Origin of the sequence: uncultured Chloroflexus sp. (assembly GCF_937951745.1) — a bacterium.
Classification (GTDB): Bacteria; Chloroflexota; Chloroflexia; order Chloroflexales; family Chloroflexaceae; genus Chloroflexus.
In genome coordinates this window covers 18938-34534 of record NZ_CALFBQ010000021.1, presented here as the reverse complement: position 1 = coordinate 34534, position 15597 = coordinate 18938, and the positions used below count along the sequence as shown (strand labels likewise).

The following is a 15597-nucleotide window of genomic DNA, read 5'->3' as shown; positions in this document are numbered from 1 at the left end:
CTACTGTCGGTCGTCGTCCCGTTCCCCAGTTGTCCAGAGAAGTTACGACCCCAGCAGCGCACCTCACCAGTCGTGGTCAGCGCGCAGGTGTGCAGCCCACCGGTCGCGATGGCGCTCACCCCGCTTAGCCCGCGCACCGCCACCGGCGTACTACTGTCGGTCGTCGTCCCGTTCCCCAGTTGTCCAGAGAAGTTACGACCCCAGCAGCGCACCTCGCCGGCCATGGTCAGCGCGCAGGTGTGCACCCCACCGGCTGCGATGGCGCTCACCCCGCTTAGCCCGCGCACCGCCACCGGCACGCTGCTGTCGGTCGTTGTCCCGTCCCCCAGTTGTCCAGAGTAGTTGTTACCCCAGCAGCGCACCTCGCCAGCCGTGGTCAGCGCGCAGGTGTGCGACCCACCGGTCGCGATGGCGCTCACCCCGCTCAGCCCGCTCACTGCCACCGGCGTACTACTGTCGGTCGTCGTCCCGTTCCCCAGTTGGCCAAAGGAGTTGTCACCCCAGCAGCGCACCTCGCCGGCTGTGTTCAGCGCGCAGGTGTGAACCCCACCGGTCGCGATGGCGCTCACCCCGCTCAGCCCGCTCACTGCCACCGGCGTGCTGCTGTCGGTCGTCGTCCCGTTCCCCAGTTGTCCTCTAGAGTTGCGCCCCCAGCAGCGCACCTCGCCGGCTGTGGTCAGCGCGCAGGTGTGATCCCCACCGGCCGCGATGGCGCTCACCCCGCTCAGCCCGCTCACCGCTACCGGCGTGCTAGTGCCAAAAAATGTCGTCCCGTCCCCCAGTTGTCCACTGTAGTTGGCACCCCAGCAGCGCACCTCGCCGGCCTCGGTCAGCGCGCAGGTGTGCAACCCACCGGTCGCGATGGCGCGCACCCCGCTCAGCCCGCGCACCGCCACCGGCGTGCCAATGCCACCAAATGATGTTGTCGTCCCATTCCCTAGTTGTCCGTAGTAGTTGTCACCCCAGCACCACACCTCGTCAGCCGTGGTCAGCGCGCAGGTGTGCGACCCACCGGTCGCGATGGCGGTGTAGGATAGAACCCCTGACGGGCTCGTTGCGGACGTTGGACCGATTGCGCGCGGGAAAGCACGATGGTTCGCCATCACAGGCGCGGGCAGGGAGGTGGCGACCAGCATCATCAGCAACATGGCTAGGACGGTTGTACAGCGAGTAGTCATCGATTTCCTCCACGAAGAAGCTGTGCCTTCATACGTTCGCACCAACGAACTTTACTAACCGGTCAACAACTGCTTGATGTCCCTGCCGCACATTGCCCAACCTATCGGCTACTGCGCACGCTGCTGCATCCTTACCGGTAGAAACACCCGCAGCCTGAGCAACTCCTCAAGTACCATTCCAAGAGCCATCGGCGCACGACGGCAATCGTCGCTGGTTGCAGGAAGACGCACCAACCAAAGCAACCCTGTTTCCTTGCAGGGCGTTAGACGCACGTGGTGCCATATATACATTAGGAGCGCGGGAAGGATTGAGCGGCACGCTAGGTTGGGGCGGAATGACTATCACCAGCGCGGGTTGATCGGAACAATATGGGCGATGGATGACGGCAACGATGAGCATGGAACGACAGTCATATGGTGAGACGTTGCGTGCGGGCACAGTATAGCACACACGTATGGCGAATGCAAACGTGGAGGCAAGTAGTAGGCCGCACGGTTGCCGGCAGTACGACGAAGCACAGCCCCGTCGCACTGCTCCGCACGCACGGCTCGCTGCCTGATGGCACACCAATCACGCTACGCCGCCGCAAGGAGGAGAGGCCAGTTGAAAACCTGCCCCTCACCCCCCCCACGCCCAACGGACTGACCGGGGCGGCCTCCATTCCGCCCTCCATTCGGGGGCCACCCCCCTCCCCCCGGGGGGGGGAGGGGCTGGGGGTGGGGGGCATTACCCCCTCGTGGGGGAGGGAGGCGCACAACCGGGGAGTGCTGCCGTCAGAACCCCCCCGTGTGGGGGAGGGGCCGGGGGTGGGGGGCACCCCCGTGTGGGGGAGGGGCCGGGGGTGGGGGCACCCCCCTCCCCCCTCGTGGGGGAGGGGCCGGGGGCGGGGGCCACCCCCCACGCCCAACGGATTAACCGGAGCGGAATCCATTCCGCCCGCCAATGTTCAGACTACGGTACAATAATGGTATGAACATCTTTCTCAGTGCCGACCATCACCGTCATGATCCGCCATTCGAGATACTCGATGGAAAGACGGTGCCATATTTTGAAACACCACAGCGAGTTACGATTATTCTTGCCGCGTTGCAAGCCGCTGGCTTCGCGCCGCCGGTCACTGCGCCGCCAGCGACCATCGCCGAACTGGCTACCGTGCATACGCCCGACTACCTCGATTACCTTGCCCATGCCTACGAACGCTGGCAGGCCGCTGGGTTGCGCGGGCCAGTGATGCCTTCGGCATGGCCGTTGCCCGGTTTGCGCGTGCGCAGCGATTGCCCGCAAGCGGCAGCCGGACGTTATACGTTTGATCTCAGTGCGCCAATCACCGCCGGCACCTTCGCCGCTGCCCGAGCGTCAGCCGGCGCGGCGCTGGCCGGTGCTGCGGCACTGTTGCAGGGTGAACAGTTTGCTTATGCGCTCTGCCGCCCACCCGGCCACCACGCCGCCGCCAATCTAGCCGGTGGCTACTGTTACCTCAACAATGCAGCCCTCGCCGCTGACCGACTGGCACGTGCCACAGCCACTGCTGATACCACATGGACGCTGCGCGCGCCGGCGGTGGCAGTGCTTGACATTGATTATCACCACGGCAATGGGACGCAGAGCATCTTTTACGAACGCAACGATGTACTGACTGTTTCGTTGCATGCTGACCCGGCCCGTGAATACCCATACTTTCTTGGCTACGCTGATGAACGCGGCGCCGGTGCCGGTGAAGGGTACAATCTGAATATTCCTCTGCCGGCCGGAACCGGCGATAGCGAGTATCTGGCCGCTCTCGCGCAGGCCTTGCAAGCGATCGCTGATTATGGCCCGCGCTATCTGGTCGTCTCAGCCGGATTTGACACCTTCCACGCTGATCCGTTAGGTGATTTTGAATTGACTACAGCCGCGTATCGCGCAATTGGCGCTGCGATTGGGCAACTTGGCCTGCCCACGCTCATCGTGCAAGAGGGCGGGTACGCGATCGAAGCCTTGGGCACAAATGTGGCGACACTACTAGATGGAGTTATCTCGCATGCTGACGAATAACCCGCTTGAGCAATCGCAACCGCCGATCGCGCCGGCGTGGGGCTGGCGCGATCTCTTCATTACGCTGCTGGTGATCGGCGCAGGCGGAGCATTGATTGTTCTCCTCCTCCGCACACTGGCCGAAGTAGCCAACTGGGACACCTCGCGCGGCTTTGTCAGCCCGCCCGTTTACCTTGCCGGCATGCTGCTGTATCTCATCATTGGCGGTGCGGTGCTAGCTGTGATTGGCCCACGCGCCGGCTGGCGCGATTTGGGATTGCAATGGCCGCATTGGATGTACTTCGCCCTCGTTCCACCCATCTTTATCTTCGGCATGGGGATGATGGTGCTGACAAACGCCGGAGTCACACTCCTGTTTGGCGAGTTCCAAAATCCGCAGATCGAGAGTATCTCAGGCGGACAGGCGTTCGGTACAGGTGAGCTGATCGCATTGTGGGTGCTCATTGCCGGGGTTGTCCCACTGGTCGAAGAACTCTTCTTTCGCGGTGTGCTCCACCATTTGTTGCGCCGTCATTTGAACAGTGTACTCACTGTCGTCATTGGCGCCGCCGTCTTTGCGGTTGTTCACTTCATCCCAATGCTTATTCCCGGCCTGTTCGTCGCCGGTCTATGCCTTGGCTATCTGCGCGAACAAAGCGGCTCGATCTGGCCGGGGGTGCTCTTTCACATGTTGCAAAACACGTTGGCGCTGCTGGCAATGGCACTGGTGCTGTCGATGGGTGGGGTGTCGTAAAAGCCGGTTTGAAACCGGCCCTTGCCCTACTACCGCACCACCAACGGCACTGCCACCCCAAACGGCAGGCCTAGCGACCCGATCAATGGTACATCACCGGCTGAGCCAAAGGCAACTTCAACTTCGGCCATGCCGCCATTGCGAGCCGTATCGCAATAAAATCGTTGCAGCGACGGGCGATACACGCACGGATCATCGCGGCCATCACCATCAATATCGCCGAGCAGTGGAATATCGCCGTCGTTCCCAAACTGAACGGCAAACTCGTCAGCGCCGCCGTCATGGGCCACATCACAGAAAAACTGGCGCGTTGACGGGCGATACACGCATGGATCATCGCGGCCATCGCCGTCAATATCACCGAGCAGCGGCGTATCAGTGGCTGTCCCAAAACTGACCGTATATTCCGCGCTATCGCCATTGCGAGCCGTATCGCAATAAAATCGTTGCAGCGACGGGCGATACACGCACGGATCATCGCGGCCATCGCCGTCAACATCGCCGAGCAGCGGAATATCGCCGCTAACCCCAAAAAGAACGACAAATTCAGCCGGAGTACCGTTGCGCGCTGTATCGCAGAAGAATTGATGGGTGGATGGGCGATAGGCACACGCCACATCGCGGCCATCGCCGTTGACGTCACCGAGCAGCGGAATATCAGTTTCCGTATCGAAGACAACGCTATATTCGGCAAGACCGCCATCTCGCCCGGTATCGCAGTAGAAACGCTGGGCCGAAGGGCGAAACACACACGCAACATCACCACGGAACAGAGCGTTTGACTGGAGCTGAGCATTGGCAGTCGTCGTTGAAGGCGGCATGGCCCCAAGAAAAACGAGGACAACGATGGTCAATAACAATCCGGCCCGCGGGGGAAGCCGGTCACTTGCGCGCAGAATCATCCTGTTGTCTCCTTTCTGCTGATGCGCGATGCCAGCGTCACCTTTCGAGCAAGGATGCTGGCAATGAACCAAAAAGACGCCATGGCTCTATTTATAGCTGTATCGCTACCAATAGTACTACTACCTAATAGTCCTATTTTCTTATCGTGCCGGTAATCGTTCGTCGCCAAACATTTGCGCCTAGTAGTGAATTCTTTTCCTCATCACGGCAGCGAACCCGCTATACTGCCATTGGCTTCAGACCCAACAACAACGAGGTGTGGCAGTGGAATCCCCCGAAGAGCAACTCGAACGGCTGCGCAGCCTGCGCGAGCGGGCGATGCAGGGCGGCGGGCCAGAACGGATTGCCCAGCAACATGCGCGCGGCAAGCTGACGGCACGTGAACGCTTGGCCTTGCTGCTCGATGCCGGTTCGTTTCAAGAGATTGGCGCCTTGGCGACCAGCATCACCGAAGATGACGAGCAGCGCATCCCCGGTGACGGCACCGTCACCGGGTTCGGCAAGATTAACGGGCGGCGAGTAGCAGTCTATGCGCAAGATTTTACCGTGATGGGCGGCTCGTTCTCGGCGGTGCAGGCCAACAAGATTTGCCGGATGCAGGATCTCGCATTGGAAAGTGGCATCCCAATCATCGGCCTGAACGATTCGGGCGGCGCGCGCATCCAAGAGGGCGTCCGTTCGCTGGCTGCCTACGGCGAGGTCTTTGTGCGCAATGTGCTGGCATCAGGCGTAGTACCACAGATTTCGGCCATTCTTGGCCCCTGCGCCGGCGGCGCGGTCTATTCGCCAGCCTTAACCGATTTCGTGATCATGTCGGAGTCGACCGGCTATATGTTCCTGACTGGCCCCGACGTGATCAAAGCGGTATCGGGCCGCGACATCTCGACCCAAGAGCTAGGCGGGGCAGCGGTGCATTGCGCGCGCAGCGGCGTTGCGCATCTCTCGGCACCTGATGATCAGGCGGTGATTGAGTTGATCAAGCGGCTGCTGAGCTACCTACCGCAAAACAACAATGAAGACCCGCCCCAGATCATGCCTTACGACCGCGCCGACCGGCAGGAGTCGGCGCTCAATGCGCTGGTGCCGGCTGATGAACGACAAGGGTACGATATTCACACCCTGATCGATCTGGTCTTCGACCATGATAGTTTTCTCGAAATTCAACCACTCTTCGCCCAAAATGCGGTAGTTGGCTTTGCCCGGCTCGACGGTTATGCGGTTGGCGTGGTCGCCAACCAGCCGGCAGTGATGGCCGGTGTGCTCGATATTGACTCCAGCGACAAAATTGCCCGCTTTGTCCGCATCTGCGATGCCTTTAACATTCCGATTATCACCTTTGTCGATACGACCGGCTTTTTGCCCGGTATCGAGCAGGAGTACGGCGGCGTGATCCGGCATGGCGCGAAAATTATTTACGCTTATAGCGAGGCGACCGTACCGAAGATTTCGGTGGTAGTACGCAAAGCAATCGGCGGTGCATATGTGGCTATGTCAAGCAAACAATTGCGCTGCGACCTCAACTTTGCGTGGCCATCGGCCCAGATTGCGGTGATGGGCGCCGAAGGGGCGGTGCGCATCTTGCGTCGCGACGAGCTGCGCGCTGCCGCCGATCCGGCGCAACTCATGGCGGAGTTTGTCGCCGAGTACCGGCGTAAGTTCTTTAACCCGTACCATGCCGCCGATCTGGGCCAGATCGATGAAGTGATCGAACCAGCTGAAACCCGGCCCCGCCTGATCCGAGCGCTAGAGATTTTGCGCACCAAAGTGCAACAGAACCCGCCGCGCAAGCACGGGTTGTATCCGTCGTGAATAGCGGCAGGAGACGTTATGGAAAACCTTGGGTTTGGGCTGATGATGACCGTGCTCGGTATGGGCATTGTCTTCACCGTTCTGGTCTTAGTGTGGGGGCTGCTCACGCTGCTAACCTACTTCGACCGACCGGAACCAGCCACGGCGGCTGAGGTAGCACTGGCGCCAGCAGTAGCGCCAACAGGAGAGGGGCAGCTCACGCCTGATGAAGTGGCAGCGATCGCTGTCGCTGTCGCCGTTCACACAGCGACGTTGCGCCGTGAAGCAGCGCCAACGGTGCGCAGCTACTGGCCGGGCAGCCTGCTCTTTGCCAGTCGTTGGGTGGCGGCTGGCCGCGCGCGCCAGAATCAAAGTTGGCAACGAAGGAGATAACTCGCGATGCGTCGCTATCAACTAACGATTAACGGCAAGACGTATACAGTTGACATTGCAGAGGTGAGCAGCGATCGCTTCGCTGTCCAGCTCGATGGGCGCGAGTTCGAGGTGCAATTGAACGAGAGCGGCGAAATCGGTGAGATCGCGCCGCGCGCTGCGCCGGTTGCGCTACCCGCACCGCCAGTCGCACCGGTTGCACCACCGCTACCGGCTGCCCTGCCCCCAGCCGCCGCTGCTGGCGACAACCTGATCCGGGCGCCGATGCCGGGCACCATCTTGCAGATCGTAGCCCAACCCGGCGCGAAGGTCAAACGCGGCCAGCCGATCATCGTGCTCGAAGCGATGAAGATGAACAACAGTATTGGCGCGCCGCGCGATGGCGTGGTCGCGGCGATCTTGGTCAAGACCGGCCAGAGCGTCGGGTACGGCGAGCCGCTCGCCCAATTGGCCGAGGAGTAAACGCGGCGCAGCGAGCCGCTGCGGAGCGTGAGCCGCTGGCACGCAACGCACGATGCGCAAGTCTTGTAATGTGAAGTTTCGCGCAACCTCTCCCGTTGGGGTAATAGATGGGTGAGAGGGAGTGATACAGCAGAAAAGCGATCAACCCTATGGACGAACTAGCCCTCAGGCTCTTACAAGGGATCACCTCGATCACATGGCAATCACTGGTGATGATCGCCGTCGCCGGTTTACTGTTCTACCTCGCGATTGTGCGCGATTACGAACCGCTGCTGCTCATACCAATCGGCGCCGGCGCACTACTGGCTAACTTGCCATTGTCACCGCTACTCGGCGAAGACGGCATGCTCACCATTCTGTACAACACCGGCATTGGCAACGAACTCTTCCCGCTGCTCATCTTTATCGGCATTGGTGCGCTCACCGATTTCAGCCCGCTGCTGTCGAACCCGCGCATGGTCTTGGTCGGTGCAGCCGGCCAATTCGGCATCTTCGGCACCCTGCTGGCCGCGTTGGCCCTCGGCTTTAGCCGCGAAGAAGCGGCCTCAATCGGGATCATCGGCGCGATCGACGGCCCCACCTCGATTTATGTCTCAAGCTTGCTCGCACCGCAATTACTCGGGCCGATCACGGTTGCCGCTTATAGCTATATGTCGCTGGTGCCGGTGATTATGCCGCCGGTTATCCGCACTCTCACCACACCCGCCGAACGGCGCATCCGCATGGAATACATAAGCCGCCCGATCAGCCGGCGCACCCGCATTCTGTTTCCAATCGTGACGACGATCGTGGTCGGTATACTGGTGCCATTCGCTATTCCGCTGATCGGCATGCTGATGCTCGGCAATCTGATGCGCGAGTCGGGTGTGGTCGAGCGACTGACCAACACTTCGTCACGCGAGCTGGCCAACATCGTGACCCTCTTCTTGGGGTTGGCCATCGGCTCAACGATGGAGGGCACCCGCTTCTTGCAACCGGCAACGCTGGCCATTCTCGCGCTAGGCATTCTCGCTTTCGTACTCGACACTGCCGCCGGGCTGCTCTTCGGCAAGTTTCTCAACCTGCTCAGCCGGGGTCGTTTCAACCCGATCATCGGCGCTGCCGGCATCAGCGCCTTCCCAATGGCGGCGCGCGTGGTGCAAAAGCTGGCTCACGAAGAGGATTTCGAGAACTTCATCCTGATGCACGCGATGGGCGCAAACGCCGCCGGGCAGGTTGCGAGTGTGGTGGCTGGCGGGGTCGTCTTGGCGTTGATGGGAAGGTAGGAGAGCGTAGCGTGGTATGTCCCTACTGTAACCGGCGGTATACAATGAGAAGAAAGTATTGATAGCGATAGAGGAGTTTGAATATGGCGAAGACCGAGCGCGTAGCCGAGTGGATGACCGAAAACCCGGTTTGCGTTCCGCCGGATTTTTCGGCGCTCGCTGCCTATGAGCGCATGCGGGCACGCGGGGTGCGGCGCATGCCGGTGGTGGATAAACAAGGCAATCTGGTTGGCATTATCACCCGCAGCGACATTGAGCAGGCGATGAGCCACCCCCGCGATGAAGAAGAGCGCCGGTTGGCCCGCTTTAACCTCGCCGGTCAGACCGTGGCCGAACTGATGACACCGAATCCATTGACCGTTGCCTCAAGTGATTCGATCGGTAAAGCGGCGGCGATCATGGTGCGCGCGCGGGTCAGCGGCCTGCCGGTAGTTGATGATGGTCGGCTAGTCGGGATCATCACCGAATCAGACATCTTCCGGCTGGTGGCGAGCACGTGGGCGGCGGAAGAGACTGAGTAGTTATTACCGCTCACAGGTTGGATCGGCGCCGCTGCCAATGCAGACATCGAACCCAGCGCCGCCAATGAGCGTATCGTCACCTTTGCCGCCAATGATGCAGTCGTTGCCTCCCCGGCCATCGATGAGGTCATTGCCGGCGCTGCCCACGATGAGGTCATTGCTATCAGTACCGGTGATCACACCAGCGCCAGAGATCATTGTGCTCAAATCCATGCCGATGCAGTCCGGCGGCGCTACATCTTGCGCGCTCAGCGCTATGTGCAGGTCGGCCATTGCAGCGGCGGGAATCGCAATGCTTGCAGCGGATGCCAGTGCCGTCGCACCGATAACGGCACTCATCAAGATTAGCAAAATGAACCGTTTCATGCCTCGCCTCGCTGTTCAGTCGCCGCTTCCCAATGCTTTTGGCGGGCCTCGCGCCATGCCTGCGCAAACGCTAGGTTCTGACTACGCTCACGATACGCGGTGAAGGGATCAACTCCCACTGCTTGGCAGGCTTCACTCACCAAGCCTGTCTCGCGCAGGGTGGTCAGAAACCGATCACGCCAATCCACCAACGGCGGACAGGGTTCAACCGGTGCTGGCGTGAAGCGTAGGTACGCCTCTGAATCAGACTCGGCAGCTTGATAGACGTAGACCGTACCGTCGTTAATGAACACGTATTGGCTCGGCTCGCTGCTGGTGTCGCGGATGATTAACCCGCCGGAGCGTTGGGCCAAACGAGTCAGATCGGCCATCGTCGCCACGGCTACCCGTGGCAAATCAACATGGGGCGCCGTGCCAGTGATAATGAGATTGCCGTACCAGAATTGAATCCGCAGCGTTTCATCGCGTTGCCAACGCCGCCATAATGGCCAACCAATTGCAAAGAAGACCACCGCCAACCCGCCAGCAATCACCATCCCCCACCACCGGGCCGTCTGTACCTCAAGGCTGAGGAACATCAACGACAACTGCGCTGGCTCGATCCTCGTCCGCGCCACTCGGCCCTCTGCACGCGGGGCAAGCCCCTGCCGGTCATCGGTAGGATTGACCAGTGTGAGCTGCACTTTGTCAAACCGGAAGAGCAACTGTGGCGCAAAGGTATCACTGAACACCAGCCCGTCCACTTTACCGTTCACAGCTACATCTGGGGTGATAGCAAGAAGGTAGTACGGGTTGCTCAACCCGGTTTGCTGCTCGAATTGACCGATCAGCGCGCGTAGATCGGCGAGATTGATCACCCCCTGCACGGTTGCTTCTGTCCCCTGAAACGGCTGCGCTGGCGCGAGTGCCAACCGCCGTCGCCAACCGTTCGTGGTGCTGACTTCGGCATTCAACGCGATCGTGCCGCTGGCCGTGGTGACATGAGGCAATTCGTAGTGAAAAGTGACGACCAGCGTTGATGATAGTTGGAAGTAGACCGGATCGCCGGTCTGAGCCTGCTCAGTATCATAAACGCCGGGAGGAGCATCGGCGAGATAGGTAAATATCCCGTGTTGGCGATAGACGACCGGTTCGTTGACGACCCGGCTGGCGGGTTGGAGAAAGGCGTAGCCGGCGAGCATGCCGGCGATGATTGCGCCAAGAGCGCACAGTGTTACCGCAGCCATCTCTACTTCAACCGGCTGAACGATTGCATGACGTGGCCGGCGACGGCGGCCGGTTGCGCGTGGTTGTGCCATCACCATCCCTCCTGCAAGCGCCACAATGATCAGCCACCAGTATTGCCGCGCCAGCACTAAGCCGCTCCCTAGCCGAGGTATATGCAGCCACGCCCGCCCTTCAATCTCGGTCGTCAACGGCTCATAGGGGTCAACAAAATCGTTGTGATCACCCTTTAACTGCCAACGTTCGTCATCTTGACCGATAATGCGATGGATCACCAACCCAATCTCAGGATGGCGGTAGGTAACAATATCACCCGGCGCATAGTCATCGGCAACGCGCGTGATCACCAAATCACCACGTTGGTAGAGCGGGGCCATACTGTTGCCGTTGATCACAACAAACTGGGTGATGCCGCCAAGCGAGCGGGGGGCAAACAACCACCAGATCAGAGCGAAGCTGAGCAGAATCGCCAACCCACCTAGCCACCGTCCGATGACTGTTCGCCCTATCATTATAACCGCCTCTCATCAGACAGAACGGGCAAGAGGAGCGATCTCACCCGCCTCTCGCCCGCTCTCAAGATCACTGTCGATTAGTTGTGCGCCACAATGCGCAAGGTTGTATGGGTCGAAATCGGCACATTCGGCGAAGGATCTGCCGTCCACGTACCACTCGCCTCGGTTGCGGTCACCCAGTTCGAGCCATCGAGTTGTACGAGCACGGTGGTCGGAGCAGCAGCGCCCGTCAGGGTAAAGGTAATTTTGTCGATCAACGTCGGATCGGTCGCATCGTAGACATAGGTCAAGCTGCCGACCGTGTAGCCACTGATCGTCAACGAGCCATCACCGGCAACAACAACTGCACTGCCAAACGAGTTGGTGGCGGCAAAACCATACGCAGCAGCAGCAAGGGCCAGTGCTAGCACAGCGGCGATCAGGGTTTTGGGATGGAGAAGAGTAGACATACAATGCCTCCTTGCATATCGCGAAGCGGTTCCCTAACCGTTTCTTTAGAATTGATGATAGTTGAGGCATTGACGAATGACCATCGCATAAAAGTATGTTCCTACCGATAATCGTTCTGTGATCAGAGATATGACCGCAGTACCACACAATATTGCGACAAAAATTACAATATTGAATGTTGTTACAGATTCACCCTGACCATACCAACACCCTCTAGCAGAATCCGCCGCTATCGTGTATAACAACAAGTACCAGTCATGCATTTCGCTGACCAAGATGAGGCACCGCAATGGAGCGACGGATTCTGGTCATCGGCGCGTTGGGGCAGGTAGGTTCCGATTTAGTACCGGCGCTACGCCAGATCTATGGCGAGACGCGCGTTACTGCCAGTGATCTCAAACCGGCGACCGATGAGGCTGGGCCGTATGTCATGCTCGATTGCACCGATGGTGCTGCGCTCGATGAATTAGTGACCCGTGCGAACATCGGCATCATTTACCATCTGGCAGCCATGCTCTCGGCCACTGCCGAGCGGATGCCGCAGCAGGCATGGCGGCTCAACGTTGATGGCCTGTATACCGTGCTTGAAGTAGCGCGCTTACACCGGTGCCAAATCTTTGTGCCGAGCAGCATTGCTGCCTTTGGCCCAGAAACGCCGCGCGACCCCACTCCGCAAGTGACGATCCAGCGCCCCACGACAATGTACGGCATCAGCAAGGTAATGAGCGAGTTGCTCTGCTCGTACTATGTGGCCCGCTACGGCCTCGATGCACGTGGTCTCCGCTTCCCCGGCCTGATCTCGGCCACTGCACCAGCCGGCGGCGGCACCACCGACTACGCAGTTGAAATCTTTCATGCCGCGCTGAGCACGGGCGCCTATATCTGCTACCTGCAGCCGGATACGCGCTTGCCGCTGATGTACATAGCCGATGGCATCCGGGCAACGCTCGAATTGATGTCTGCCGACCGTGACCGGTTGCGCTACGCGAATGCGTACAATATTCAGGGTTTTAGCGCCACCCCCGCCGAAGTTGCCGCCGCGATCAGTCGCCGCATCCCTGAATTTCAGATCGACTACGAGGTCCAACCCTACCGCCAAGCCATCGCCGACTCGTGGCCGCATGCGCTCGACGATAGCGCAGCCCGTGCCGATTGGGGATGGCAACCGCACTATGATTTGGAAGGAATGGTGGATGAAATGCTGCGGGTGATGCGCCATCACAGCGCATTGTAAACTCGCTGCTGCCCAACCAATCGCTCCGCCGACGAGTCCACCTGCTAGATACGGAGAACGCTATGCCTCACGACCGTCTTGCGGGAATCCTCCAACAGCAACTCGACCAACTCAGCGCTGAACGGCGGCGGAAAGGCTTTGAGCGCGTGATCACCGAACGGCTGCCGGGTGACGGCATTCGCGGGCCACGCTACCGGGTCGCCGGCTACGATCAGCCGTTCATTCGCATGAATTCCAACAGCTACCTCGGCTTGGCCGCCGATCCGCGCTTGATCGCGGCAGCGGAAGTGGCGACGCACCAGTTTGGCGTCGGCCCCGGCGCGGTGCGTTTTATCAGCGGCACGCTCGCCCCGCACGTAGCGCTTGAACAACGGCTGGCCGCCTTTCACCAACGCGATGCAGCGATGCTCTTTGCCAGCGCCTATGCTGCTGTGCTCAGCGTGATCACATCACTCACCACGCCTGACACGGCGATCATCAGCGATGAACTGAACCACAACTGCATCATTAACGCTATTCGGCTTGCCCGCCCGCGCGAGAAGCTAGTCTACCGCCATCTCGATCTTGAGCAACTCGATGCAGCGCTCGCCCAAGCCTCTCAGACCTGCCAGCGGGCGATTGTGGTCACTGATGGCATCTTCTCGATGCGTGGCGTGCATGCGCCTCTCGACCGGATTGCCGCAATTGTGGCTCGTCACGATACGATGTTTGCTGAAAACGCCTTGCTGATAGTTGACGACTCGCACGGCGTCGGCGCGTTCGGTGCCACCGGCCGCGGTTGCGAAGAGTATTGCAGCGCGCGCGCCGATCTGCTGATTGGTACACTGGGCAAGGCATTTGGCGCGAACGGCGGTTATGTCGTCGGGCCGCAGGTATTAATCGATAGCCTGCGTGAAACCAGCCCAACCTATATCTACTCAAACCCAATCACCGCTGGCGAAGCGAGCGCCGCTAGCACGGCGCTAGACATTCTGGAGAGCGCTGAGGGCCAAGAGCGGTTGGCGCATTTACGCGCCATGACGGCCCGTTTCCGACAAGGCTTGCGCGACGGCGGCTTCGAGACTCTGCCCGGTGCGCATCCGGTGGTGCCGCTGTTTGTGCGCGATCCGGCGGCAACGGCAGCTCTCGTTGACACTCTCTTTGCCCGGGGGGTGCTGGCAACCGCGATTATGTATCCGGTGGTGCCGCGCGGCGACGATAGCATCCGCTTTCAAATCAGCGCCGAACACACCGCCGCCGATATTGATGAGGCATTGGCAGCGTTGCGGTAGACGGTATTGGCACGACGTTTTGGTCACGCAACCCCTACAGCAATCTCCTGCGCTAACGCCCATCAATACCTGCGGGCGTCCCTCCCACCCTTGCAGGGATTGCACCGCTGCCTCCGGCGGCCCGTAAGGACAGCCGGCAAGCAAGAACACAACTTCTCCGCCGCAGTCTCCGCTACGCCAACCGGCCCTATTGACAGCACTTCACTTTTCAACGTATGATAAAAGTGTCAGAGATAAAAACTTTATCATTCTCTATCAGGGTAAAAAACAAGTAATCTATAGGTTATTTCTCATGCCCAAACATCTGCGTCTGCTCTACGATTTTGCCCGCCCCCACACCATCATTGCCACCAGCGTCCAAGTGATAACGATGCTCATTATCGTTGCCGGCTGGCGTCCGCTTACCTCCGATCTGATTGGATTAGCGCTGGCCACGTTGATCGTCTGTTTGGCGCTCAATCTGTATGTCGTCGGTATTAACCAACTCACTGATGTCGAGATCGATCTCGTCAATAAGCCGTGGCTACCGATAGCTGCCGGTCGTTTGAGCACTAGTGCGGGCCGGCGCCTTGTGGCCGCGGCGTTGGCAATTGCCCTGATCGGCGCGGCGTTGCTGAGTTGGGCGCTCTGGCTGACGGTAGCCGTCATTGCGTTGATCGGTTCGCTCTATTCCCTGCCGCCCTTACGCCTAAAGCGGAAGCCGTTGGCGGCTGCGTTGAGCATCGCCAGTGCGCGCGGTGTGATTGCCAACGTTGGCTTGGCGTTTCATTATCAGAGCCGATTAGGGGTGGAGCTGCCACTCACGACGCTCATCCTTGCTGGGGTCTTCTTTTTCGGTTTCGCGCTGGTGATTGCGCTCTACAAAGACCTGCCCGATGATCGCGGCGATCGCCTCTATCAGATCGAGACACTTACGACGCGCTGGGGGCCGCAGCGGGTGTTGCAGGTTGGCCGCCTCTTGCTGACCGGGTGTTATCTGCTGCCGATCGCGGTTGGCTTGTGGTCATTGCCTGCCCTTGCTGCCGGCTTTCTCGCGCTTAGCCACACCGTCGTGATTGCGCTCTTTTGGTGGGCAAGTTTGCGGGTTGATCTGCGCCAGCAACAATCTATTACCAATTTTTATATGTTCCTTTGGGGCATTTTCTATACTGAGTTTGCCTTGTTGAGCATTTACCAGTTGACCGATGCGTTGGGGCAGGTATGAACGCGATTGTTACTCATCTTGCATAAGGTGCGGCAGTTTGACTGCCGCACTCCAT

At 59.7% G+C, this 15597-nt stretch carries 15 protein-coding genes; 10 read left to right on the top strand and 5 right to left on the bottom strand.

Features of this window, described 5'->3' with window-relative positions:
- On the bottom strand, positions 1-1178 hold a 1178-nt coding region (locus Q1A59_RS06660; protein ID WP_367280892.1), incomplete at its 3' end, for an RCC1 domain-containing protein.
- A 970-nt stretch (positions 1179-2148) separates the two neighbouring features.
- Between Q1A59_RS06660 and Q1A59_RS06655 the strand changes: the two genes are divergently transcribed.
- Positions 2149-3213, top strand: a complete 1065-nt coding sequence (locus Q1A59_RS06655) for a histone deacetylase family protein (protein WP_298402719.1) — start codon at positions 2149-2151, stop codon at positions 3211-3213.
- A complete protein-coding gene (locus tag Q1A59_RS06650; RefSeq protein ID WP_298490681.1) occupies positions 3200-3946 on the top strand; it encodes a CPBP family intramembrane glutamic endopeptidase in 747 nt (248 codons plus the stop codon). Before Q1A59_RS06655 ends, Q1A59_RS06650 begins: the two co-directional genes overlap by 14 nt.
- 29 nt (positions 3947-3975) lie before the next feature.
- Here the strand turns inward: Q1A59_RS06650 and Q1A59_RS06645 are convergent, their stop codons facing one another.
- Positions 3976-4848, bottom strand: a complete 873-nt coding sequence (locus Q1A59_RS06645) for a hypothetical protein (RefSeq protein ID WP_298402716.1) — start codon at positions 4846-4848, stop codon at positions 3976-3978.
- A 265-nt stretch (positions 4849-5113) separates the two neighbouring features.
- Between Q1A59_RS06645 and Q1A59_RS06640 the strand changes: the two genes are divergently transcribed.
- The 5 genes from Q1A59_RS06640 to Q1A59_RS06620 all read left to right on the top strand — a co-directional run bounded on the left by Q1A59_RS06640 (position 5114) and on the right by Q1A59_RS06620 (position 9278).
- On the top strand, positions 5114-6658 hold the full coding sequence (locus Q1A59_RS06640; RefSeq protein WP_298402715.1) for an acyl-CoA carboxylase subunit beta: 1545 nt from the start codon (positions 5114-5116) through the stop codon (positions 6656-6658).
- 18 nt (positions 6659-6676) lie between these two features.
- Positions 6677-7030, top strand: coding sequence for an OadG family protein (locus Q1A59_RS06635; RefSeq protein WP_298482888.1), 354 nt, complete (start codon positions 6677-6679; stop codon positions 7028-7030).
- Positions 7031-7036: 6 nt separating this feature from the next.
- The gene (locus tag Q1A59_RS06630) at positions 7037-7492 is read left to right on the top strand and encodes a biotin/lipoyl-containing protein (protein ID WP_298402713.1); all 456 of its coding nucleotides are present in this window, start codon (positions 7037-7039) and stop codon (positions 7490-7492) included.
- 149 nt (positions 7493-7641) lie between these two features.
- Positions 7642-8757, top strand: a complete 1116-nt coding sequence (locus Q1A59_RS06625) for a sodium ion-translocating decarboxylase subunit beta (RefSeq protein WP_298402712.1) — start codon at positions 7642-7644, stop codon at positions 8755-8757.
- 83 nt (positions 8758-8840) lie between these two features.
- On the top strand, positions 8841-9278 hold the full coding sequence (locus tag Q1A59_RS06620) for a CBS domain-containing protein (protein WP_298402711.1): 438 nt from the start codon (positions 8841-8843) through the stop codon (positions 9276-9278).
- A gap of 3 nt (positions 9279-9281) precedes the next feature.
- Here the strand turns inward: Q1A59_RS06620 and Q1A59_RS06615 are convergent, their stop codons facing one another.
- The 3 genes from Q1A59_RS06615 to Q1A59_RS06605 form a co-directional block, all read right to left on the bottom strand.
- Positions 9282-9644 carry a hypothetical protein gene (locus Q1A59_RS06615; RefSeq protein WP_299644488.1) on the bottom strand — a complete coding sequence of 121 codons (363 nt, stop codon included), beginning with the start codon at positions 9642-9644 and terminating at the stop codon, positions 9282-9284.
- On the bottom strand, positions 9641-11380 hold the full coding sequence (locus Q1A59_RS06610) for a signal peptidase I (RefSeq protein WP_299644486.1): 1740 nt from the start codon (positions 11378-11380) through the stop codon (positions 9641-9643). Before Q1A59_RS06610 ends, Q1A59_RS06615 begins: the two co-directional genes overlap by 4 nt.
- Positions 11381-11460: 80 nt before the next feature.
- Complete coding sequence (locus Q1A59_RS06605) at positions 11461-11832, bottom strand: hypothetical protein (RefSeq protein ID WP_298402708.1); 372 nt, start codon at positions 11830-11832, stop codon at positions 11461-11463.
- Positions 11833-12122: 290 nt separating this feature from the next.
- On the opposite strand from Q1A59_RS06605, the gene Q1A59_RS06600 reads away from it, so the two are divergent.
- The 3 genes from Q1A59_RS06600 to Q1A59_RS06590 all read left to right on the top strand — a co-directional run bounded on the left by Q1A59_RS06600 (position 12123) and on the right by Q1A59_RS06590 (position 15542).
- A complete protein-coding gene (locus Q1A59_RS06600) occupies positions 12123-13067 on the top strand; it encodes an NAD-dependent epimerase/dehydratase family protein (RefSeq protein WP_298402707.1) in 945 nt (314 codons plus the stop codon).
- 62 nt (positions 13068-13129) lie between these two features.
- On the top strand, positions 13130-14338 hold the full coding sequence (locus Q1A59_RS06595) for an aminotransferase class I/II-fold pyridoxal phosphate-dependent enzyme (RefSeq protein WP_298482884.1): 1209 nt from the start codon (positions 13130-13132) through the stop codon (positions 14336-14338).
- A gap of 292 nt (positions 14339-14630) precedes the next feature.
- A complete protein-coding gene (locus tag Q1A59_RS06590; protein WP_298402705.1) occupies positions 14631-15542 on the top strand; it encodes a homogentisate phytyltransferase in 912 nt (303 codons plus the stop codon).
- The last annotated feature ends 55 nt before the right edge of the window (positions 15543-15597 follow it).

Bases quoted from the DNA above. Each gene is read 5' to 3' on its own strand.
- Q1A59_RS06655 (WP_298402719.1), top strand. From the start codon at position 2,149: ATGAACATCTTTCTCAGTGCCGACCATCACCGTCATGATCCGCCATTC.
- Q1A59_RS06650 (WP_298490681.1), top strand. From the start codon at position 3,200: ATGCTGACGAATAACCCGCTTGAGCAATCGCAACCGCCGATCGCGCCG.
- Q1A59_RS06645 (WP_298402716.1), bottom strand. From the start codon at position 4,848: ATGATTCTGCGCGCAAGTGACCGGCTTCCCCCGCGGGCCGGATTGTTA.
- Q1A59_RS06635 (WP_298482888.1), top strand. From the start codon at position 6,677: ATGGAAAACCTTGGGTTTGGGCTGATGATGACCGTGCTCGGTATGGGC.
- Q1A59_RS06630 (WP_298402713.1), top strand. From the start codon at position 7,037: ATGCGTCGCTATCAACTAACGATTAACGGCAAGACGTATACAGTTGAC.
- Q1A59_RS06625 (WP_298402712.1), top strand. From the start codon at position 7,642: ATGGACGAACTAGCCCTCAGGCTCTTACAAGGGATCACCTCGATCACA.
- Q1A59_RS06620 (WP_298402711.1), top strand. From the start codon at position 8,841: ATGGCGAAGACCGAGCGCGTAGCCGAGTGGATGACCGAAAACCCGGTT.
- Q1A59_RS06615 (WP_299644488.1), bottom strand. From the start codon at position 9,644: ATGAAACGGTTCATTTTGCTAATCTTGATGAGTGCCGTTATCGGTGCG.
- Q1A59_RS06610 (WP_299644486.1), bottom strand. From the start codon at position 11,380: ATGATAGGGCGAACAGTCATCGGACGGTGGCTAGGTGGGTTGGCGATT.
- Q1A59_RS06605 (WP_298402708.1), bottom strand. From the start codon at position 11,832: ATGTCTACTCTTCTCCATCCCAAAACCCTGATCGCCGCTGTGCTAGCA.
- Q1A59_RS06600 (WP_298402707.1), top strand. From the start codon at position 12,123: ATGGAGCGACGGATTCTGGTCATCGGCGCGTTGGGGCAGGTAGGTTCC.
- Q1A59_RS06595 (WP_298482884.1), top strand. From the start codon at position 13,130: ATGCCTCACGACCGTCTTGCGGGAATCCTCCAACAGCAACTCGACCAA.
- Q1A59_RS06590 (WP_298402705.1), top strand. From the start codon at position 14,631: ATGCCCAAACATCTGCGTCTGCTCTACGATTTTGCCCGCCCCCACACC.